Here is a 21,354-nt window from a genome sequence, read left to right on the forward strand (position 1 = left end):
TATCAGAACGTGCCATTTATCTTGATTGATACCACTCTGGCAGCATCCGTACAGTAGTCCTCAATCTCGGTGATTGCGGCTGTATCGATGCGTCCGTTATAGCGCTCACGTATACGGCATTGATCATTGTTAGTCGCATTACGTGCATCAAAACGGATACGGATATCATTGCGGGTAACAAACTCGAGGAATGCGGTAACGTTCGGATCGCCATACATACTCTCGACGTTATTGACATCGTACCGCTCAATATTACCTTCGAAACGGTTGTTCCAGTTCAGGCCATAATTTACACGCCAGGATGGAATATCATGACGGAAACCAAGCTGCAGACGGCCACGTTCAAAATTCTCGAAGCGACGAGTCTCACCTGTGAAGGGGTCCTCAATTTCTGAGTCACGGACACGCAGGCTGGATGTCAGTAGCAGGTTAGGCATGTTGATCATGTTCATCCGCACGCTACCATTGAGCTCCAGACCCCACATATCACCATCACCAATATTACCATTGGCTGACTGCAGGTTTGAACTTCCCGGCGGAGTGACATCAATACGCTCAATCACATCCAGGTGGCGCATGTACCAGACCATACCGTCGATAACACCACCATCGTTTGGCAGGCGATACTCGCCGCCCAGGTTCAAACGCCAGACTTGCTCCTGGCTCAGGTTAGCATTGCCCGCCATGGTGTTGTTGTCATCGTCGCGCGTATCACTGGATGCCACAAAGTCAGAAAAGCTAAGCTGCAATACACGTTTTGCCAACGTAGCCCGAAGCTGAACATCAGGACGAACATCCCAGCGCAAATCAAATGAAGGCTTAACAAAACTGAACTCACGTTTGTTAAATACATCCCCGGTTTGGGTAATTTCAGAAGCCTCATAAACAAACTGGCTTTCCAGTGCCAGCGTCGGGCTTAACTGCCAGTTGTGAAACAGGAACGGCTCATAGCGAATTTCTTCGACAACCGAGTCAGCAAGACTCAGGTTCACAGGCGTTAGGCCACCATGATTATCACTGGCTGGCCCCGAACCTGGCTGGCCGAGTCGCAAACTGGAGTCGAGGGTTGTCTGTGCGCGCTCCACACCAAACTCAATATCCTGACCATCAAACAAGCCCATGGAATAGGAGGTGCGGACAATTTGCTCTTCTTGTGTGGAGTCAGAACCGACAAACAGATTCTTCTCTTCAGAACCATCAGATTGCAGCACAAACCGTTCACGCTCGCTATTGTCGACTTCCTCACTGGCAATAAAGAGAAGCTTGAACAAGTGATCGTTGTCGAATCTCAACTCATAGTCACCACCGATTTCCCAGTTATGGTCATCTGACGGTGTTTCTTCCCGCTCTATGCGCGTACTGGGCGCACTACCCGTCAAATCAGTGATGCTACGGTCTATATCTACCGTGTTGTCATGATTTTCAAACAGCAGATTCAAACGCGCACTGCTACTATCTGTTATCAGATAAGAGAGATTTGCAGAAACAATTTTGGAATACTGGTCACGAACCCGCTCTTCTTTAATTCTGTCATTGGGTGAACCATCAGCAAGGATACTGTTTTCCCAGCTCGGCCGATAATCGTGCCGGGGTTCCAGTTCTGCACTCAATAAATAATTGAAGCTCCCCTCAGTGCCATTGACCGAAAATTTACCACCGGGCTGAACATGACCATCCATGTAACGGTCAGTATTCACTTCATAAGCATAGGTGCGACTGGCCAGTGCTTCTGTCAGAACAATATTGACGACCTGATCGCCACGCACGTCCAGGTCTGCTGATGTACCACGAATCAATTCAATATGACGAACTTTATCGGCAGCGATTCGTTGTAACTGGCTGTTGGCTTCGTTGCTTTTACCTGCAACCCGCTTGCCATCAATCAGAATCTGGTTGCCACCACCACCCCCCAGGCCACGTCCGCTGTTATTGCTGGCAAAGTTGCCACCAGTAGCAGAACCCACACCTGGAATCCGGTTCAGCATGTCCAGCGCCGTGACTGGCGCCCACTGTTCGAAGTATTCGGCAGAATAGACAACGGTGGAGTCGTTTTCATTGGTTTGCTGTGCATGACTTAACACAGAAGCAGAGGCTAGCAGCCCTGAAACCACCAGGGCCGAGGTAAATACAGACAATCTCATGGAACGTGACTCATTATTATTTGAATAAACCGATAAAAATAGGCGAAAACGCCTATTCAGGCAAACGCGGAACCGGCTGTTTTTGTCATTATTTGCAACAAATGCTATCAGGGCGATCGAGAAAAGCGATTAGACGCATAAAAAGCACTGCTTATCGCACCGGCATTGCCTTACCCGGGTGATTCCAATACTGCGCTTATTCGGTCTCTATGATGCCCAGCCGAATCGCCTCAAGTGTCACTTCTGAGCGATTGGACACGCCCAGTTTGGCATAAACACTTTTGACATAGCCTTTTACCGTATCAGCGGATAACGAGAGAAGGTCTGCTGCCTCATCTACACTGTAACCTTTAGCGATCAGGCAAAGCACCTCCTCTTCCCTGGGAGTGAGTCGCACCTCACGCCGGGCATTGCCTTTATTATTAAAATGATTGATCAGACGCTGGGACGATGCCGGGGACAAAGGCGGCTGATCCTTACGGATACCCTGTAAATAGCTGACAATCCGGTCTCTATCCTGATCTTTGAGGATGTACCCTCTGGCACCGGCCTTCAGCGCGGTGAACAGGTTTCGGTCGTCATCATAGATTGTGGCGACCACGACATAACAGTCAGGCTGCTCATTCTGTAAGGTTCGGATAACATCCAGGCCACTGCCATCAGGCAGCCCCAGATCCACCAGCGCCATGCTGAGTTCATAGAGAGGGATTTTCTCCATCGCCTGCGCCAGCGTTCCCGCTTCTACGACACTCAGTTCGCTGAACGCTGTCTTCACACAGGTGGTCAGCCACTGCCGAGTTTCCGGATTATCCTCGACCACTAGCGCAAACGCGTTGTCTGTCGACCACATCGAGTTGACTCCATTAGCAAACCCTCAAAACTGGTAATACCCAAAACCATGACATCATTGCAATTTTGGCCAGACTGTAGACAATGCATAAATGAATGTATACCCCCAGATTGAGGGGAACACGCAACATCAAGAATAATATTACCCGGAACTGTCCCGCAGTGCGCCCATCCCGTATTTATATTTGTTTCTCTCTAACACTTTGGGCTTTCGCCTTTTGTGGTTTTACAACAGCCCAATCACAATCCGATGTGATCAACCAGAGCGACATTATCGAGTTGACCCAGGCACAACTGACAACAGGGGCTGACTCCAGTGTCTCAGAGATCTCAGGCCTGGATAGCAACTGGCGGGAAATCACGTTACCACTGATGAGTGGCGACCTGAACCCGGATGAGCTGGCACATATCTCAGGTGGAGGCAGTCTGTGGTTGCGCCTAATACTCCCGGAAAACGCTTTTGCAACAGATAACACACAGGCCTTGTTCCTGTGGCGTTACAACCGGGCACTGACTGTTTATTTCAACCGCACCGAGATCGCAGGCAATGGCTTTCGCAATAACCGAACCACTATTGCCTGGAATCATCCCCTGTTAGCCATTATCCCGGCACAACAAGACAGCCCCAACGAAGTGCTCATTGAGCTTCATGGTTCTTCCTGGGGAGCCAATCTGGCCCCTGTCATTCTGGGCCCGGCCAATGAGTTACAGAAGCGTTATGAGTCACGTTTGTTTATGCAGGTTGAAATCAATCGCATCCTGCTGGCCTTTGCGTTCACCGTTGGTACCTTTACGCTACTGCTGTGGATGATGCGCCGCAAGGATTCCATTTATTTATGGTTCAGCGGGGTGTGTTTCAGTTGGGCTTTCGCGGCATCGCATACGGTCATACTGTACAACCCCTTCTCATTTGAAACCTGGATCCCTCTGGTTCACAGTGCCATGGACATTTGTACTTTGTGCCTTTATGGATTTCTTGGCCGACTGGCCAGTGTCAGAATTCCCGGCCGGGAGCGGCTATTCGTGGCCTGGACAGTCCTGGCTGTACTGACCCACAACCTGATCCCATTGCAGTGGTTCTGGATCAGCGCCTACCTGATTCACCTGGTCGGCGTTCTGGTGCTTGCCCTGGTAATGGCGCGCGTAGCGGGAATGGCGATTCGTTCCCGTCAAACAGAATCAATTATCGTAACAACCGCTGTTTCCGCACAGGTAGTGCTGTTCGCTTTGAATGCCTTCCAGATGTTTTTCGGGGACGGTTCAGGCTGGGACAGAACACTGAATTTCGGGCATTTCGGGATACCTGTGTTGTTGCTGGTCTTCGCCTGGGTGTTGCTGAGACGGTTCTCGCAAGCACTGGATACAGCAGAAATCCTGAATAAGGATCTGGAGAAGAAAGTCGCGGAAAGTCGCAAGATCATCACGCAAAGTTTCGAAGAGCGACGCAAGCTTGAGCTGTCAGAAGCCGCTTCTTCTGAAAGGATGCGTATCTACCGGGACTTACATGATGATGTAGGCTCAAGGCTGCTGTCGATCATTCACGCTGACCCGGGAAATCCGGTAGCCAATATGGCGCGCGCAACACTGGAGAGTCTTCGTCAGACTGTCTCCAAAGCCAATACACCAGACCAGCCACTGGCAACATTGCTCGCCGACATTCGTGAAGAGTCAGCACTGCGGCTGGAAGGTTCCGGGCACCAGTTTCACTGGCAACATCAGCCGGGAAACTACCAGGTTGTTGTTGCCAGTGAAACAGCGTTTAATGTGAACCGAATCTGTAAAGAACTGGTCAGCAACATTATCAGGCATGCTCAGGCCAGTCATGTCACCTTTAACGTGACGCATAACGAAGATGCCATCAGCATTGAAGTCAGGGATAACGGCTGTGGACTTGATGAGGAGGCAGCGCCTGGCAACGGACTACAGCACTTGCGTTCAAGGGCGGAAGAAATCCAGGCAGATATCGAGTGGCACGGCTCGGCGAATGGAACGATTACACGCCTTTACTTCTGGTGCCACGCCCGAGGCAACAGACAACAGGTCAACCCGACAACAGAACAATAAAACGCTCAACCAACAAACTGTCATCATACAGGGGGATACATATGATGAAGCTTTACGAAACGCGTGTCGCACCGAACCCACGGCGGGTCAGGGTATTCATCGCAGAAAAGGGTCTGACGGAGCAGGTAGAGTATATTGAAGTCAACTTGCAGACCGGTGAAAACCTGACACCAGAATTTCGACAGCGAAACCCCATGAAAAAGGTGCCAGTACTTGAACTGGAAGATGGCACCTGTATTTCCGAGACCATGGCGATTTGCCGATATCTGGAAGCGGCCTACCCGGAAACACCCAGACTGCTGGGGGAAAGTGCCAAAGAGATTGCCCTGATTGAGCAATGGAACCGCTGGATAGATTTTTTCTACATGATGCCAACAGGTATGGCATTTCAGCACCTGACGGGGTATTTCAAAGACCGCATGACCCCCAATCAGGCATGGGGCGAAGCCTGCAAATCTGATGCTGAAAAATTCTTTGCCTTCCTCGATCAGCAACTTGAAGGTCGACGTTTTTTGTGCGGAGAACAGTTCACCGCTGCCGATATCAGCGCAGTGTGTGTGCTGGATTTCAACAAGGTGATTCAGCAGAAGATACAGGATGATCAGAGCAACCTGCTGGCCTGGTATGAACGGGTCAATCAGCGTCCATCAATAACTGCCTGAATTATTTTCCTGTTCCACCAGGCGCCGGGCTCTTGCCAGAGCCCGGTACCAGCGTCGCTGCGGGCTTGGCAGGTTAGGTGGCCGAATCGTGAGCATGCTCTGCTGGGGTCCGCCATCATCAGCCTGATACTGACTCAATATATCCAGGACCGATTGCCTGGCACCATAAGTCTGAAACAGGAACTGGCAAGCCGTATCGCTCAGATTAACCCGGTAATGCCTGACCAGAGCCACGGCCAGGTGCTCTGCTGCCTGGCTGCTATCTTCTTCCACATCATTTGCCATCGCCTCCCCGAGACGTCGTTTCTCACTGGCACTCATGCCTGGCTCAAGATCTCCCAGGTAGCTGGCTAACGTTGCACCGATACCCCGCTGGACTTCGGGTAAGGACAGGTGGATATAGGGCTCCAGCGCCAGAGCTACCTCAATAGCCAGCTGACGGGCACCATCAAACGTCAGAGGGTTTTCCTGACCGCTTCTGCGCTCAAACAGGTTTTTATTTTCATGCGTTTCCAGGTGCTGCGAGCGCATGTAGCGGGTCAAGTGAGTCGCGACTTCCTTACGCTCATCTTCATCCAGTGTGATGACTTTTTCACGAATATGGATACCACGACCACGCGGTCCGATTTTTAATTCCTCCATATCAGGCTGCAGCTCATCAAGCAGAGTATTCCAGTTTTCTGCTGCCTCAAGGAACTCGGCATGATACTCACCGATCCGGCGGTAAGACTCCAGCGCCTCACGGTACAGGCTCAGCGCATTTGTCATATACTCTGCCTGCTGTCTCAATTCAGCCGAGATACCCGGATCACCGTTTTCTGCGCTCTCGACAAGACTGAACAATTCATCTGCCAACTGATCAATCGTAGTGCCCACACGCTCACTCAGCACGCCAGCCCCAACACCTTCCGGCACATCCTCATACCCCAGCGCATCTATCTCTACCAGCCAGGAAGCCAGACCACGAATACGGTTGCTGGCAGCAGCCTGAGCGATACGGTAGCGGCTCCGTTTGCGCTCCATGCGATCCAGTGCCTTGGCCAGACGCCAGCGCCCGCGGTAATCAAAAATCAGCAAAGGGATTTCACGGCCATTGATTAATTCAAAAGCCAGCACCAACATGGATTCAACGTCCTGCATGGTGATCAGCAACAAATTATCCTGCTCGATGGCTGCCAGTACACGCGAAATGAAATGCTCCGTTCTGGGCACCCCATGGCGAAGCCGGGCAATATCTCCGCTGTAACGCATCTTTAGTGAGTCCAGAATTTGCGGTGCAATCTCCAGCTCGGAGACTACGTCATTAAACATCCCGTCGTACTGCTGATGCATGTCTCCGATACGCGAAAACAGTCCCGCCCTGCGATAACTGTCTATTTTAGCGAGGACACGACCAAAAGATTTATTCCCCGTAATGGAAGTGGTGGCACTGATCACTGCAGAGGTGGGCAAGTTAACCCGCATTAACAGTTGCTGGGCCGCTTCCCGTTCGCGGGTCTCCCCATCCATTGTCTGAATCAACAGATCACGCGAAGAAAGAATCAAGTCGCCCAGTTTATCAACTGCTTCATCTACATGTCGTTGCGCTCTTTCCGAGGTATATCCCCAGACACTGTCATACACAACCTTCGCGATCAGACCAAGCAAACCGCTGCACACAGTGAAAGTGATAAAGTAAATCAGTTGCTGGGTTGTCGGGGCTTGCCCATAGGCAATGAAATAGCCTCCATACAACCCCAGGCCAGTAACCGGGCCTGCCGTCCAGGCAATACCTAATAAGCTGCGCGATACTCTCACCCGGCGTACACTCCGGGCCAACTGATCAATTCGCTCAGTATCGTCCCGGTTTAACTGTATACCGTTTCGCGGTGGCCTTGGGCGGCCAGACCAGGATTGGCGTAGATGAAACCAGCGTTCAAGCACAACTACCTCTGTTTCTTGAAATTCGGGCGTTAAAAATTGTTAACGGCGTCTCGGAGTATACAGGCATCACCCGGCGACGACGACTCTGATCAGGCTATCTGTAAATTGACTTGAGACCTGACATCGCCTATTGTGCACGCGCCTCAGGTGCTCCCTGCACTTAAATACAGGGAATGAAACGGGAAGTCGGTGCTGCCCAGCAAGTCATGCTGTGACAAATTCCGACGCTGCCCCCGCAACGGTAAGCAGGAAGACGTTGACTGTTAATCCACTGTTCCTAGAACGGGAAGGAAGTCAACGGCCGTGACTCTGTCACGTCCCTGCAAGCCCGGAGACCGGCCTGAAGCTTCAGATGCACTGTCCAGCAACGCCTGCAAAGCAAAGCTGTTCAGTTCGCATATACAACCACAGACCGTGCATTCGGGTGAGAACGCACCGGGAGAAACAACATGAAAACACAGTTCATGCTGTCAGCACTGACAGCATCGTTGCTGGCCATGCAGGCCAGCGCACAATCCCCTGCAAATCAACAATCGCTTACTACCGTTATCGTCAATGCAAACCGCATTGCCCAGCCATACAGCGATGTCATGAAATCAGTCACTGTGATTGATCGCGAGACATTGATTGCCAGCGCCGCACCGGATATGTTCAGCGTCCTGCAGGCGGTACCTGGCCTGCAGCTGGCCCGTACCGGTCTGATGGGAGCACAAACCAGTCTATTTACACGTGGAGCTGAATCTGACCACACACTGGTGTTGCTGGACGGCGTCCGCATCAATACGGCCAGTGAAGGTGCCGCGAGACTGGAAAATATTCCACTGTCACAGGTAGAGCGTATTGAAGTGACCAGAGGGCCTCAATCCAGTCTCTACGGCGCTGATGCGATTGGCGGCATCATTCATATCTATACGAGTCAACAAACAGCACCAGATTCACCGGCTTTGACGGGTGATATCAGTGCGGGTGCAGGCACTGAAGCCTCCCGTTCCGCCCAGGCGAACGTAACCCTCACGCAAAGCAACACTGAACTGGACCTCAGCCTGTCTCACAATGAGACTGATGGTATCCGCCCTCGTAATGAGCCCCAATCAGCGCAGGATAAATCGCCGTATGAGAACACAGCCTGGTCTGCTCGTCTGACCCAACAACTCAATGGCGATTCCCGCCTCTGGGCCAGCGTCCTGGAAAGCGATGCCGAATACACCTTCGATGGCGGGGAAAGCGAAAACATTTCCCGCACCGTTACTGGCGGTGCCCGGTTTGAGTTCAACAACCTGTTCACCTCTCAGGTACAGGTCAGCCGTTTTAAAGACGACAACCTGTATCAACAGTTCTCTCCCACAGAGAGCACCACAACCAGAACCAGCGTGCAGTGGCAAAATGAACTCAGCTGGAACGAAAATAGCGAATCCGTGCTCGGCCTGGACACTGACCGTGAGAAACTGGTGTATGTTGCCAGCGGTGCTGTCCAGAACGAAGAACGCCGTGATAATGAAGCCGTGTTTGCCCTGCACTCGCAGACTTTCGGCGCAAATCAACTGAGCCTGTCGTTACGTTATGACGATAATGAGCAGTTCGGGGATTTCACTACCGGACGCCTGGCTTTGGGCAGAGACATCGGCGAGCAAAGCAACATCTGGATTGCTGCAGGTAACGCTTTTAAAGCACCCAATCTGATTGATCTTTATGTGGATTTCCCTCAGTTCTTCTTTTATGCCAACCCGGCATTGCAGCCCGAGGAATCAAAAAATACCGAGCTGGGTATCAGCACCGTCCTGGCCAATACCTCCTTGCAGGCGACGATCTATAATAATCGCCTGTCAAACCTGATTGACAGCAATGCCACCTTTGACAGCCTGACCAATATCAGCCGTGCCGAAATCAGCGGTGTGGAATTAACGGCCAGCCGCGCTATAGCCAACTGGAACGCGCAAGCCTCAATCACATTGATGGATCATGAAAACAAAGCAACGGGAGAATCGCTGCTCCGCCGTGCAGATGAACAGGCCAACCTCAGGTTACGCCGTGAATTCCAGCAGTTGAGCCTGCTGTTTGACTGGCTCTGGGTGGGCGAGCGAGCCGACCTGGACCCCGTGACTTTCGCCCGTTCCAGCGTCGACAGCTACAACAAGCTCGACATTGTCGCAAACTGGCAGTTTGGTGAAGCACTCAACGCGCAACTGCGTATCGGTAACGCGCTGGACGAGGACTACGAAGTCGTTGATGGCTACAATACACTGGGCCGCAACGCTATGCTGAAACTGCGCTATCAATTCTAGAAACTATTAACAGCCTCGGCCAGGCATCAACCTGACCGGCTCGATGAAGGTTCATAACACTGGCGCTGACCGAGCACATGCTCAGTTGCCGCCAGTGTTATGAACTCATGCAGACACATCGCGTAATTGCACGCCCAGAATACTACCCGCCAATCCGGCCACACCGAGCACCACCATTGCCATCACCGAAGAGAATGCGGCGACAGAAGCAATGACACCGCCCACCACCAGCAACAGAAAACCAATTACGGTGTTGCTGACCGCAACATATGCCGTACGTTGATTGCCCGTGGCCATGTCGACCAGATATGTCTTGCGGCCAAGTCTGACCCCGGCATGACTGACTCCCAACATAAAAAATGCAAGGGGATAAACGACAAAAGCCATCTGTTGCGTCATACCAGACACAGCAAATGATGCCACTGCCAGGGTTGTCAAAGATGCAATAGCACAGGCAATGGCAAACACAGTTCGACTCGAGTGGTCCGCCCAACGCCCCCAAAGCGGTGAGCTACACAACCCGGCGAAGCCCTCCACTGCAATCAATAGCCCAAGCAGGCCAGCCGTGGATCCCAGGTCATTGCTGGCCAGGCTGACATAGAACGGTGCCGCCAGGCCTGACCCCATGGCCAATGCCCGCGCTATAACAAAACGTCGAAATGGACGATCCCGCTGCAATAATGTGAGGTTATCAACAGCTGCCTTCCACCCGTCCTTACCGCCTGCTGTTTCACCGGGAAACTCACGGATACGGGCATAAGCCACTACAGCAATAAACCAGAACAGTGCAGCCAGTGCCAGTAGCCCCAGATACAGTGCTATATCGTTGCTTTGACCTTTGGTTGACAGCCACAGCCCTACTGACATGCTTGCCAGGCCAGCGACTGCACTGATCCAGCCTGATAAACGCCCGCGGCGCGTCTTGGGGATGGTTTTGCCCAGCACATCTTTATATGCGACCGAGCAAACCGCACGGGCAAGACTGAAGACAATAAGCAAACCAAGAATCGTCAGGCCTGCCAATGCCCCCTCCAGCAAACTGACCGACACCATCATCGCTAACAGGCAGAGCCCCTGAATGAGCCCACCGGCCACCCAAAACCATTTCCGGATCCGGTGCTGACGCACCCAGGCCCCGATCCATAATTGCGGCATCATTGCGCCTGATTCCCGGATAGGCACCAAAAAACTTAGCATCCAGGCAGGCGCACCAACCTGTACCAGAATCCAGGGAAGCGTGGTTTTGGCACTGGCGAGCTTGTCAGCCAGTGAGCTGCAGGTATTGGCCACCATGGTTGCCAAAAAATTACCGGGCGTTTCCTGGCAGGCCTCGTCACTGATTTCTTTGCAAACCCGACCCTCATCGTCATTTGCAAGTCGCTCGTAAACCTGTGCCTGCCAGTTTTTCTGGTTTTGATTATTCATGATGAAAATCATAGCCCTCCGGCCGCATGACAACAAGCCGATGAGGGGCAACTTATACAATATATTTTATGGTAATGATAATTATTACCATTTACATTATCATTTTGCTGATTTACTATTCTCTTTCACCTGTAAAGCCAACAGCCATGACGCCCGAGCGCTTTAATAAACAGACCAGGAGGATACCAGCCATGCAAATGACTGAAACAGCAAAGCAGCACCATCAAACCAATGATAACACCAGCCGCATTGATCATTACCTGCGATCCGAGGACCTGTTTCAACACGGCAGGACCATAGATATCGGCCATAACGGTCAAACTTATACGTTACGGCTGACGGCTGCCAACAAACTGATTCTGACTAAATGATGTTGAGGAATTCACTCATGGAAATCGTCCGCGGGCTGTCCATTGCTACATTCGTGCTTCTCATGGGTGGGCAGGGACTGAAAGCCAATGAACCCCAACCTGCTGGCCAGACAGATGGCGTGGCAACAGAAAACCGTTTTGGCGTCCTCGTCATGGCACATGGAGGTTCTCCGCAGTGGAACGAAGGCGTGATGCAGTCACTTGCACCACTGCAGAACCAGTATCCTGTGGAGGTTGCTTTCGGCATGGCTGATGCCTACTCATTACAGCAAGCAGTCAATCGGCTGGAGTCACATGGTGTGACTGACATCGGTGTGGTTCGTCTATTTATCAGCGGAGAAAGCTGGTATGAACGCACGCGTCAAATCCTGGGGATGGAACCAGGTGCACCCGCCAGGATTAACGCCGATGCACATAGCATGCATCACGACGGTGGTTCTCACGGAATGCGGATGGAGTTCTGGCAAGTAGAAAGCCAGGCTCGATTCGCCATGACCCAGGACGGATTGGCCGATGCCAGGGAAATGGCGGATGTACTCTTTGCCCGGGCGCAGAGGTTGAGTCAGAACCCAAAACAGGAAGATGTTGTAGTGCTGGCTCACGGCCCAGGTGATGATGCAGAAAACCAGCGCTGGATTGACAAAATCAGTGCCAGGGCCCAGCGATTAAGGGAGGAAGGCGGCTATCATGATGTCTTTGTCACCACCTTGCGCGAAGACTGGCCGGAAAAACGCGAAGCTGCCCAACAGGAACTCAGGGCATACATCGCAGCCAGCGAAAACAGTGGTCGGCAGGTGCTGGTGATTCCTTACCGTGTCCATGGGTTTGGTCCATACGAGGATGTCCTGGCAGGCCTGGATTATCAGACTGATGGAACGGGCCTGGTGCCACATCCGGCTGTTACACGGTGGGTGGAATCGCAAGCAGCACTGTTGCGATCTGACAGCCCTGTGCTCAGCAATGTCATGCAGTAGTCAGTCAGACAAGGAAAAGCTGCTGGCTGCAAGAAACAAAACGCCAGCTATCCTTTCCCGGACAGTTGGGGCAGGATAGCTGGCGTTTTGTCATACACGGTAATTTTTCAGTAGTGCCGTGCTTATTCTTTTGCAGCAACCGGTGTCTGGAAATAGTTCTCTGGCGTAAACACATCCACTTCAATCGCTGCCAGCGCAGCCTCTTCTGCTTCTTTCACGCGCACAGCCTCTCGTGGCGTCAGCACTTTACGCTGCACAGCTTCATCTACCACCTCAAACTCCAGCCCGCGTGGTAGCTCACGGCTCTTCTGTGCATCACGAATCCGGCCCAGCAGAGGTTGCACATCATTGTGCAGACGGAATGCCTTCATCAAGCGCCCCATACCAGGCTGGTCATCATCAATCGGCGCCGTGTCACTGGTCAGGCGACGGAACTGTTCATCAAACTTCTGGACAGTGGCTGCTGCCGGCGCAATCAGTTTGTCTGAAGGGCCGCGTGACAAAGGGTTGAGTCGCAAGAACAAAGCAGATGGCCCTTTCAACCACCAACCAACGACCGGAACATCGAAGTTGGCATGGATACCTTCAAACGCTTCCTGAATTCGAGCCAGCGCATATTCACAGCTGTACTGAAGTAAGGGCAAGTCTTCTTGTTTACTGCCTTCCGCCTTGAATCGGCGCAGGGCCGAAAAAGCCAGCACCTGCCAGGTCAGCGCATCAGCAAAGCGGCCGCCCAGATTACCCCGCGCCTTCAACTTGCTGCCAACCAGGTACAGGGCCAGGTCCGCCAGTAATGCGTAGCGGGAAGAGGCCCAGGCCAAGCGGCGGTAATACGTCGCAACAGCTCCTGACTCAGGGCTGCCAGCACTGAAGCCCCGGCTGATGCCGCGAATCTTGCTGCGAACAAAATTTGTACCGGTATGCATCAGCCAACCCAGGAGTTTTTTGCGGAAGGCAGTCGCATCATTTTCTTCAACTGCCTTGACCATCGGCAACGCATAAGGATGACAACGAGTGGCACCCTGACCAAAGGTGATCAGCGTCCGGGTCATGATATTGGCACCCTCCACCGTAATACTCACAGGGGCACTGGCATAACCACCGCCCAGGATATTATTTGGCCCTTGCATGACACCGGCACCTGAGAAAACATCCATGCCATCTATCAACACTTTCTGTCCGTATTCTGTGCTGGCGTATTTCAACAGCGCCGATACCACCGGTGGCTGTTCGCCAGCATCCAGTGCAGAACAGGAATAAACCCTGGCACCTTCAAACAGATAGGTAAAGGCAGCAATACGGGCCACTTTCTCCTGCACCCCTTCCATCAAACCAATAGGGATGCCGAACTGGTGACGAATGACTGAATACGCCCCGGTCGCCGCAGCGGTCAGCTTCATGCCGCCAATCGCACCGGCAGGCAATGAAACGGCACGGCCACCTGCCAGCTGTTCCATCAGCATGCGCCAGCCCTGGCCGGCATAGTCAGGTCCGCCAATAATCTGATCAACAGACACTTCCACGTCCTTGCCAATAATCGGGCCATTATAGAAACTCAGCCCGATCGGCATATGGTGATCACCATTCTCCAGTCCTTTGGTGCCTTTGTGGAGCATGACCACCGTAATACCCGGGTATTCGCCTTTGCCAAGCAGGTTGTCCGGGTCGTGCATCTGAAACGCCAGGGAGATCAGATTGGAAACCGGAGCCAGAGTGATATACCGCTTGCGGAAATTCAGGCGAATCTTTACCTCACCCGACGCATCTTTGTACACCACCCCTTCAGCACGGATAGAAGCTGCATCTGAGCCAGCGGTCGGTTCAGTCAGACCAAAGCACGGCACGTATTCACCACTGGCCAGCTTGGGCAGATAAGCACGCTTCTGTTCATCCGTGCCATAGTGATTCAGCAGTTCGGCAGCGCCCAGTGAGTTAGGGATGACCACAAATGTACCAACGGCCGGGTTGTAGGAGTTGACCTTGGCCATAATGGTTGAAATCGCCAGTGTGGAGAAACCCTTACCACCATATTCCTTGGGAATCAGCATTCCCATGAATCCCTGGTCCTTAATATATTGAATGATGTTCTCTGGCACCTGGCGGCTGCTGATGACATCGTAATGATCAATCATCCGACACAGTGTTTCGGTGGGGCCATCAATAAACGCCTGCTCCTCATCACTGGGTTTGCTGTAGGGCTCCTTCAGCATCGATTTGAAATCAGGGTTGCCGGAAAATATCTGCCCGTCAATCCAGACCGTACCAGCTTCCAATGCCTGGCGCTCCGTATCCGAGATACGCGGCAGTACATTGTTATCACGCATAAACTTCATTAAAGCGGCAAACATGAAAAATCTCCTGTCGGATTCACTACGGTCGTTCAAGCATTAACTCAAACCAGCCTCTTGCTGGATTGTACGCGCTAAATTAGTATTCGTCTTTATGAATGCATTCATTTTTTATTCATAGTAATAATCAATGCGTTATGATGCAAGCAAAAGCATACTATCCCTGTTACACCAACGGATTGATGACAAAAATATGCCATTTGTCTGCTGACAACGCCTGAGGCACAATGAAGCCACTCTATCTTGTCATTGAGAGGAAGTCATGACGAAGCAAAGCCACGCTACAGATGGAAACAACGATTTCGCACTGCCAGCATTACAGCACTGGCGCCTGCAAATAGACCACGATCAGATACTGTTCGCCTCCCTGGACAGGGCGAACGAAACTGTCAACGCCTTATCACGTGCAGTTCTCGAAGAGTTCGAACAAATCCTGGACTACGTAGAGGATCGCCCGCCCAAAGGGCTGGTTATCATGTCTGCAAAAAAAACCGGTTTTATCTACGGTGCTGACGTCAACGACTTTGAAGGCTTTGAAGAGGCCGCTCACGTCACTAAAGAGATCCGGCGTGTGCATGGTATGTTCCGTCGTCTCGAAGTGCTGTCGTTTCCGACAGTGGCGGCCATTGAAGGGTTCTGTCTTGGCGGTGGACTCGAATTGGCACTGGCCTGCCGCTACCGCATTGCCAAAAATACCAACCAGACCAAACTGGGCTTTCCGGAAGTGCAGCTCGGGATTTTCCCCGGGTTCGGCGGATCTGCCAGGTCAGTGCAACGCATTGGCGGATTGAAAGCCATGGAGCTGATGTTGAGCTCCAGACAGGTCTCTGCCAGTAAAGCCCGCTCTATTGGCCTGATCGACAAACTGATCGGACGGCATGAATCACTGACCTGGGCAGCCCGGCATATCATCCTGAAAGGCGGTAAAGCGCACAAACCGGGACTACTGGCTCGACTCAGCAACTCAGGCCCTGTTCGTCCTTTCCTGGCCTCTCAAATGCGCAAACAGACCAAGCGTAAAGTAAAGCCAGGGTTCTACCCTGCCCCCTTCAAACTGATCGACACCTGGGAGCAGTTCGGCAATTACCCACACGGCATGATGCAGGCAGAAGCCGATGCGGTAGGCAGACTGATGGTCGGATCGACAGCAAAAGGACTGCGACGGGTATTTCATCTGATGGAACTGCTGAAGTCCCAGGGCAAACAGACAGACTTTAAGGCTCGACACGTTCATGTCATCGGCGCTGGTGTTATGGGAGGTGACATTGCTGCCTGGTGCGCACTGCGTGGGCTGAGTGTCAGCCTGCAGGACCGGGAAATGAAATTTATACAACCAGCGATTAAACGGGCGCACGCACTTTTCAAACGAAAACTGCGCGACCCCCTGAAAGTAAAAGCGGCAATTACCCGCTTGCAGGCCGACCCCAACGGGCAGCTGGTAAGCCGATCGGATGTGGTAATCGAGGCAATTTTCGAAGATCGCGACGCCAAAACAGCACTTTTCCAATCACTCGAACCGAACCTCAAAGCCGGCGCGGTGTTGGCAACCAACACATCAGCTATTCCACTGGAAGAACTGGCCGCAGGCCTGAAGCAGCCGGAGCGACTGATTGGCCTGCACTTCTTTAACCCGGTTGCGCAAATGCCTCTGGTTGAAGTGGTTAAAGGGCGTAAATCCAGTGACGAAATGCTGGATCGCGGAGCGGCCTTTTGCCGCCAGATCAGTCGGTTCCCGCTGCCTGTAAAAAGCAGCCCAGGGTTCCTGGTCAACCGCGTTCTGGCTCCTTACATGATGAAGGCCCTGCAAATGCACAGAGAAGGCACCTCGGCAGAAGCGCTGGATGCAGCGGCAGAAAAATTTGGCATGCCAATGGGACCGGTAGAGCTGGCTGATACAGTCGGCCTTGATGTCTGCCTGATGGTGACAGATGTCCTCCATAAAGGCAGCGAAGTCGACCAACTAATCGAAAACCCTGACCGGGCATTTGTTGAACAGCATGTTAATAAAGGTAACCTGGGCAAAAAAAGCGGCAAGGGATTTTATACCTGGCGTAACGGCAAGCCCGTGAAATACCCGCCTAACCTCAGTGGCTATGACCTCGACTCCATTGGTGAATCGTTGATGAGCGCCTATCATCAAGAATGCCAGGCTGCGCTCAAAGACAAGGTCGTCAAAGATGCCGACCTGGCTGATGCCGGCATGATATTTGGTACCGGCTTCCCACCGTTTCGGGGTGGACCATTACACTATTTCAGTCAGACAGCTGCAGTAAGCAGTCATAGCGATCAATCGGAGGTGGCAGCCAATGTCTGAGTCTAACGTAACCGTACACAAGAAAGTCCGAAAGGTGGTAATTGCCGGCAGCGCCCGCATTCCTTTCTGTCGCTCCAATACATTTTATGCAGAACTCAGCAATCTGGACATGCTGTCTGACACACTGCAACAGCTAAGCAAGCGCTGCAATCTCGCCGGCAAGAAAATTGACGATGTAGTTGCCGGCGCCGTCACTACACACAGCAAAGATTTTAACCTGACTCGTGAAGCCATCCTGAGCACTGACTTGTCACCAGCGACACCTGGCACGACATTACAGATGGCCTGCGGAACCTCACTACAGGCAGCTTTGATGATTGCCGGACGTATTGCCTCTGGCGATATTGATTGCGGTATTGCTGCAGGTACCGATACGGCCAGTGATGCACCGGTTGTCTTCCCCCGGAAATTCGCCAGGCGCATGATCAAGCTCAGCCAGGCGTGCTCATTAAAAGATCGCCTCAAGACTTTATCAGGCTTCTCACTCAAGGAACTAACGCCCAAAGCGCCTGTTAACGCAGAGCCCCGAACCGGCTTGTCCATGGGGCAACATTGCGAGCTGATGGCCAGGGAATGGGGTATTACCCGGCACGAGCAGGACGAACTGGCACTACAAAGCCATCGCAAAGCCAGTGCTGCCTATGACAGTGGTTTCTTTGATGCCCAGGTTGGCCCTTATCAGGGGATTCTCAGCGATACCAATATCCGCGCCGACAGCAGCATGGAGAAGCTGGGTTCTCTACGACCGGCGTTTGACCGTAAGCATGGCACTTTAACAGCAGGTAACAGCACACCATTAACAGATGGTGCTGCCGCGGTGCTGCTGTGCAGTGAATCCTGGGCAAAAGAAAACGGACTCCCTATTCTGGCTTACTTGAATGGTGGTCGCAGCAGTGCTGTCGACTTTGTTGGTGGTGAAGGCCTTCTGATGGCACCAACACTGGCAGTTAGTGAACTGCTGCAAAAACAAGGGCTGACTCTCCAGGATTTTGATGTTTATGAAATCCATGAGGCATTTGCGGCCCAGGCACTTTGCACCTTGAAAGCCTGGGAAGATCCCGACTTCTGCCGGAGCAAACTAGGCCTGGAAGAACCTCTGGGGAGCATCGACCGGGAGCGCATGAATATCAAAGGGGGTTCACTGGCATTCGGCCACCCCTTCGCTGCGACCGGGGCACGCATTCTTGGTGGGCTGGCTGAAATTCTGGAAGAACGGGGCAAGGGCCGCGGGCTCATTTCCATCTGTACAGCGGGCGGTATGGGAGTCGCAGCAGTGGTGGAAAAGCCATAGCATAGCCCTTCAAGCTCACTAAACTTGCTGACTAACTGAGCTCTCTTACAAACTGGTTTACTTACTGTCAGCTTGAACCATTCATCGCCATTCACCCTGCCACAGCGTGGACGGCGATGAATCAACTCTTCATAAATCAGATATTAACGCTTCTGCTGAGCGCGACGAACAATGTCAGCTGACATCAGTGCGGTCAGGTTGAGAATGCCACGTCCGGATACCGACGGAATCAGGATATGCGCCGGCTTTTCCATACCATTAAGGAAAGGTCCGATCAATCGGCCATTGGTGAATGATCGCAACATACCCAGGGTAATGCTCGCGGCATCCATGTTAGGCATAATCAATACATTCGCCCGACCTTTGATGTTGGCGCCTTCAAAAACCGAATCACGCAAGTCCTGGTTCAATGCCGTCAGCGCATGCATTTCCCCATCAATCTGCACATCAGGTAATTCATTCCGTAATCTGTCTGCTGCCCGTTTCATCTTTAAGGCAGACTCATCTTCATAGGTCCCAAAATTGGAATGCGAAACCAGCGCCACCACCGGCTCGATATCAAAACCTTGCTGGACAAAGTGAATCGCATCTTTGGCAATATCCACAATACCGTCTTCATCCGGATTCACATTGACAAATGGGTCAGCCAGAAACAGCGGACCATCATCCAGCAGCAGCACACAAATAGAAGAAAGCCGACCTTCAGTATTGGTCGAGCGGATAATGGGGCGAATATCACGCAGGTGCGTATCGAAGCGGCCTACTTTGCCGCAAACCATACCATCGGCCTCACCCAGCGACACCATTGCCGCCGCCAGAATAGTTGAGTTGTTTAACACGGCAGACCGTGCCGCATCTGCGGCAACGCCAGAGCGGCCAACAGACTGATGATAATGCTGCCAGTACCGGTCGTGGAGATCAGCCTGTTCAGCATTAAAAACAGTGAAGTCCTTACCAGGCTCTAAACGCAGCCCCATGGCCTGCATTTTTTCTTCAATAACATTTTGTCTGCCGATCAAAATAGGCCGGGCAACACCTTCATCAACAATCGCCTGCATCGATAACAGGACATCATCATTTTCGCCTTCTGCATAAACAATTTTTGCCGGGTGTTTTTTTGCTACATTAATATTTGGCTGCATAAACAGGCGACTGCTGTTCACATAGTCACTTAATTTGTGACGATAGGCCTCAAGGTCTTCGATCGGTCTCGTTGCCGCTCCACTTTCCATTGCCGCCTTAACAACGGCAAGTGGCACCTCTTCAATAAGACGTGGATCAAACGGTTTCGGGATCAGGTATTCACGTCCAAACTTCAACTCTTCATCAATATAAGCTTTGGCAACCGCTTCAGACACCTCTCGCATAGCCAAATTAGCAATCGCTTTAACGGCTGCCCGCTTCATGGCATCGTTGATATGGGTCGCCCCACAGTCCAGTGCCCCACGGAAAATGAAAGGGAAACAAAGCACGTTATTGACCTGGTTGGGATAATCCGAGCGTCCCGTGGCCAGAATCGCATCAGGTCGTGCCGCTTTGGCATCTTCCGGCATGATTTCGGGAATCGGGTTGGACATGGCGAGGATTAGAGGATCCCTGGCCATCGTTTTCACCACCTCAGCATTGAGCACCCCTGGACCTGACAGCCCAAGAAAAAGGTCTGCATCAACAATGGCATCCTCAATGGTGCGATCATCAGTTTCAACGGCAAACTTTTCTTTCCAGGGATTCATGCCTGCTTCACGGCCTTGATAGATGACCCCGTTGCGGTCGAGCATTCGCACATTTTCTTTTTTCACGCCCATGCTCAGTAACAACTCTACACAAGCGATACTGGCAGCCCCGGCACCAGAGGCAACCAGCTTGATCTCTTCAAAGGACTTATTGACCAGACGCAAACCGTTATATACCGCTGCAGCTGCAACAATGGCTGTGCCATGCTGATCATCATGGAACACCGGGATGTTCATGATCTCAGTCAGTTTACGCTCGACCAGAAAACACTCCGGTGCCTTGATATCTTCCAGATTAATGCCGCCAAATGTCGGCTCAAGAGAGGCGATGATATCAACCAGTTTATCGACATCCGTTTCATTAATTTCAATATCAAACACATCAATATCAGCAAACTTTTTGAACAGTACCGCTTTACCTTCCATGACCGGTTTGGCTGCCAGAGGCCCGATATTACCCAGACCTAAAACCGCCGTACCATTGGAAATCACTGCTACCAGATTGCCCCGGGCCGTCAGGTTTGCTGCCTGCCTGGGATCACTGGCAATTTCTTCACAGGCAAATGCCACACCTGGAGAATAGGCACGGGAAAGATCCCGGTTGTTGGCCAGAGGTTTGGTGGGGCGAATGGCCAGTTTACCTGGCACCGGGTCACTGTGATAGCGTAGGGCACTATCTTTAAAAGAGTCGTCTGACATGCTTACTTCCTTATTAGGTTCTTCCATATTCTGGTACGAATGGAAAAATACCAACAACGCTGAACTTATTCAGTTTTATTGACGATATTCCCAATTCAATATTAGGGCACATTATATCTTCTCCCTACCGCTAAATCGAATGTCGCAGGATTCCGACACCCTGGCGCGGATTCATTACCACTTACCGAATTTGCTGATCGACTGCATTCTTATTTCTATCTTTTACCTTTAGCCTAGCCCGGATTGCAGGATTTCAACTATAAAAAGAACTGGCTAGG

13 protein-coding genes, 1 pseudogene and 1 riboswitch are annotated in these 21,354 nt (G+C 52.0%); of the genes and pseudogenes, 7 read left to right on the forward strand and 7 right to left on the reverse strand.

The window, feature by feature from the left end; translation table 11 throughout:
• Positions 1-2 precede the first annotated feature (2 nt).
• Positions 3-2,141, reverse strand: a complete 2,139-nt coding sequence (locus PSCS_RS05615) for a TonB-dependent receptor plug domain-containing protein (RefSeq protein WP_068810814.1) — start codon at positions 2,139-2,141, stop codon at positions 3-5.
• Positions 2,142-2,337: 196 nt separating this feature from the next.
• Positions 2,338-2,991, reverse strand: a complete 654-nt coding sequence (locus PSCS_RS05620; protein ID WP_068810815.1) for a response regulator — start codon at positions 2,989-2,991, stop codon at positions 2,338-2,340.
• A 251-nt stretch (positions 2,992-3,242) separates the two neighbouring features.
• Here PSCS_RS05620 and PSCS_RS05625 point away from each other — a divergent pair, with 251 nt between their 5' ends.
• Together PSCS_RS05625 and PSCS_RS05630 are read left to right on the forward strand one after the other, a co-directional pair.
• Positions 3,243-5,054: a sensor histidine kinase gene (locus PSCS_RS05625; RefSeq protein WP_068810816.1), complete on the forward strand. Its 1,812-nt coding sequence runs from the start codon at positions 3,243-3,245 to the stop codon at positions 5,052-5,054.
• A gap of 41 nt (positions 5,055-5,095) precedes the next feature.
• Complete coding sequence (locus tag PSCS_RS05630; protein WP_317621785.1) at positions 5,096-5,716, forward strand: glutathione S-transferase family protein; 621 nt, start codon at positions 5,096-5,098, stop codon at positions 5,714-5,716.
• Here PSCS_RS05630 and PSCS_RS05635 read toward each other — a convergent pair.
• Positions 5,702-7,513 (reverse strand): hypothetical protein, encoded by a 1,812-nt coding sequence (locus PSCS_RS05635; protein ID WP_229694644.1) that lies wholly within the window; start codon positions 7,511-7,513, stop codon positions 5,702-5,704. The genes PSCS_RS05630 and PSCS_RS05635 overlap by 15 nt on opposite strands.
• 254 nt (positions 7,514-7,767) lie before the next feature.
• Positions 7,768-7,997, forward strand: a riboswitch (cobalamin riboswitch).
• Positions 7,998-8,088: 91 nt separating this feature from the next.
• Here PSCS_RS05635 and PSCS_RS05640 point away from each other — a divergent pair.
• Positions 8,089-9,921 (forward strand): TonB-dependent receptor domain-containing protein, encoded by a 1,833-nt coding sequence (locus tag PSCS_RS05640; RefSeq protein ID WP_068810817.1) that lies wholly within the window; start codon positions 8,089-8,091, stop codon positions 9,919-9,921.
• A gap of 105 nt (positions 9,922-10,026) precedes the next feature.
• Here PSCS_RS05640 and PSCS_RS05645 read toward each other — a convergent pair whose 3' ends face one another.
• Complete coding sequence (locus PSCS_RS05645) at positions 10,027-11,346, reverse strand: MFS transporter (RefSeq protein WP_068810986.1); 1,320 nt, start codon at positions 11,344-11,346, stop codon at positions 10,027-10,029.
• 191 nt (positions 11,347-11,537) lie between these two features.
• Between PSCS_RS05645 and hemP the strand changes: the two genes are divergently transcribed.
• Positions 11,538-11,717, forward strand: a complete 180-nt coding sequence (gene hemP / locus PSCS_RS05650; protein ID WP_188619142.1) for a hemin uptake protein HemP — start codon at positions 11,538-11,540, stop codon at positions 11,715-11,717.
• Between the two features lie 17 nt (positions 11,718-11,734).
• Positions 11,735-12,691 (forward strand): sirohydrochlorin chelatase, encoded by a 957-nt coding sequence (locus PSCS_RS05655; RefSeq protein WP_068810819.1) that lies wholly within the window; start codon positions 11,735-11,737, stop codon positions 12,689-12,691.
• A gap of 122 nt (positions 12,692-12,813) precedes the next feature.
• Here PSCS_RS05655 and PSCS_RS05660 read toward each other — a convergent pair whose 3' ends face one another.
• A complete protein-coding gene (locus PSCS_RS05660; protein ID WP_068810820.1) occupies positions 12,814-15,039 on the reverse strand; it encodes an acyl-CoA dehydrogenase in 2,226 nt (741 codons plus the stop codon).
• Positions 15,040-15,301: 262 nt separating this feature from the next.
• On the opposite strand from PSCS_RS05660, the gene PSCS_RS05665 reads away from it, so the two are divergent.
• Both PSCS_RS05665 and PSCS_RS05670 read left to right on the forward strand, forming a co-directional pair.
• A complete protein-coding gene (locus tag PSCS_RS05665) occupies positions 15,302-17,353 on the forward strand; it encodes a 3-hydroxyacyl-CoA dehydrogenase NAD-binding domain-containing protein (RefSeq protein ID WP_068810821.1) in 2,052 nt (683 codons plus the stop codon).
• Positions 17,346-18,644, forward strand: a complete 1,299-nt coding sequence (locus tag PSCS_RS05670) for an acetyl-CoA C-acetyltransferase (protein WP_068810822.1) — start codon at positions 17,346-17,348, stop codon at positions 18,642-18,644. The genes PSCS_RS05665 and PSCS_RS05670 overlap by 8 nt, the downstream gene beginning before the upstream one ends.
• Positions 18,645-18,787: 143 nt before the next feature.
• Here PSCS_RS05670 and PSCS_RS16320 read toward each other — a convergent pair whose 3' ends face one another.
• The gene (locus tag PSCS_RS16320) at positions 18,788-19,876 is read right to left on the reverse strand and encodes a phosphate acyltransferase (protein ID WP_317621788.1); all 1,089 of its coding nucleotides are present in this window, start codon (positions 19,874-19,876) and stop codon (positions 18,788-18,790) included.
• Positions 19,850-21,076: pseudogene (locus PSCS_RS16325) on the reverse strand (malic enzyme-like NAD(P)-binding protein); the annotation flags it as partial. The pseudogene PSCS_RS16325 and the gene PSCS_RS16320, both read right to left, overlap by 27 nt.
• Positions 21,077-21,354 lie beyond the last annotated feature (278 nt).

The sequence above is a fragment of the Pseudohongiella nitratireducens genome (genome assembly GCF_001642735.1).
GTDB classification, from domain to species: Bacteria; Pseudomonadota; Gammaproteobacteria; order Pseudomonadales; family Pseudohongiellaceae; genus Pseudohongiella; species Pseudohongiella nitratireducens.

Bases quoted from the DNA above. Each gene is read 5' to 3' on its own strand.
- PSCS_RS05645 (WP_068810986.1), bottom strand. From the start codon at position 11,346: ATGAATAATCAAAACCAGAAAAACTGGCAGGCACAGGTTTACGAGCGA.
- hemP (WP_188619142.1), top strand. From the start codon at position 11,538: ATGCAAATGACTGAAACAGCAAAGCAGCACCATCAAACCAATGATAAC.
- PSCS_RS05615 (WP_068810814.1), bottom strand. From the start codon at position 2,141: ATGAGATTGTCTGTATTTACCTCGGCCCTGGTGGTTTCAGGGCTGCTA.
- PSCS_RS16320 (WP_317621788.1), bottom strand. From the start codon at position 19,876: ATGGAAAGTGGAGCGGCAACGAGACCGATCGAAGACCTTGAGGCCTAT.
- PSCS_RS05640 (WP_068810817.1), top strand. From the start codon at position 8,089: ATGAAAACACAGTTCATGCTGTCAGCACTGACAGCATCGTTGCTGGCC.
- PSCS_RS05630 (WP_317621785.1), top strand. From the start codon at position 5,096: ATGATGAAGCTTTACGAAACGCGTGTCGCACCGAACCCACGGCGGGTC.
- PSCS_RS05665 (WP_068810821.1), top strand. From the start codon at position 15,302: ATGACGAAGCAAAGCCACGCTACAGATGGAAACAACGATTTCGCACTG.
- PSCS_RS05670 (WP_068810822.1), top strand. From the start codon at position 17,346: ATGTCTGAGTCTAACGTAACCGTACACAAGAAAGTCCGAAAGGTGGTA.
- PSCS_RS05620 (WP_068810815.1), bottom strand. From the start codon at position 2,991: ATGTGGTCGACAGACAACGCGTTTGCGCTAGTGGTCGAGGATAATCCG.
- PSCS_RS05660 (WP_068810820.1), bottom strand. From the start codon at position 15,039: ATGTTTGCCGCTTTAATGAAGTTTATGCGTGATAACAATGTACTGCCG.
- PSCS_RS05655 (WP_068810819.1), top strand. From the start codon at position 11,735: ATGGAAATCGTCCGCGGGCTGTCCATTGCTACATTCGTGCTTCTCATG.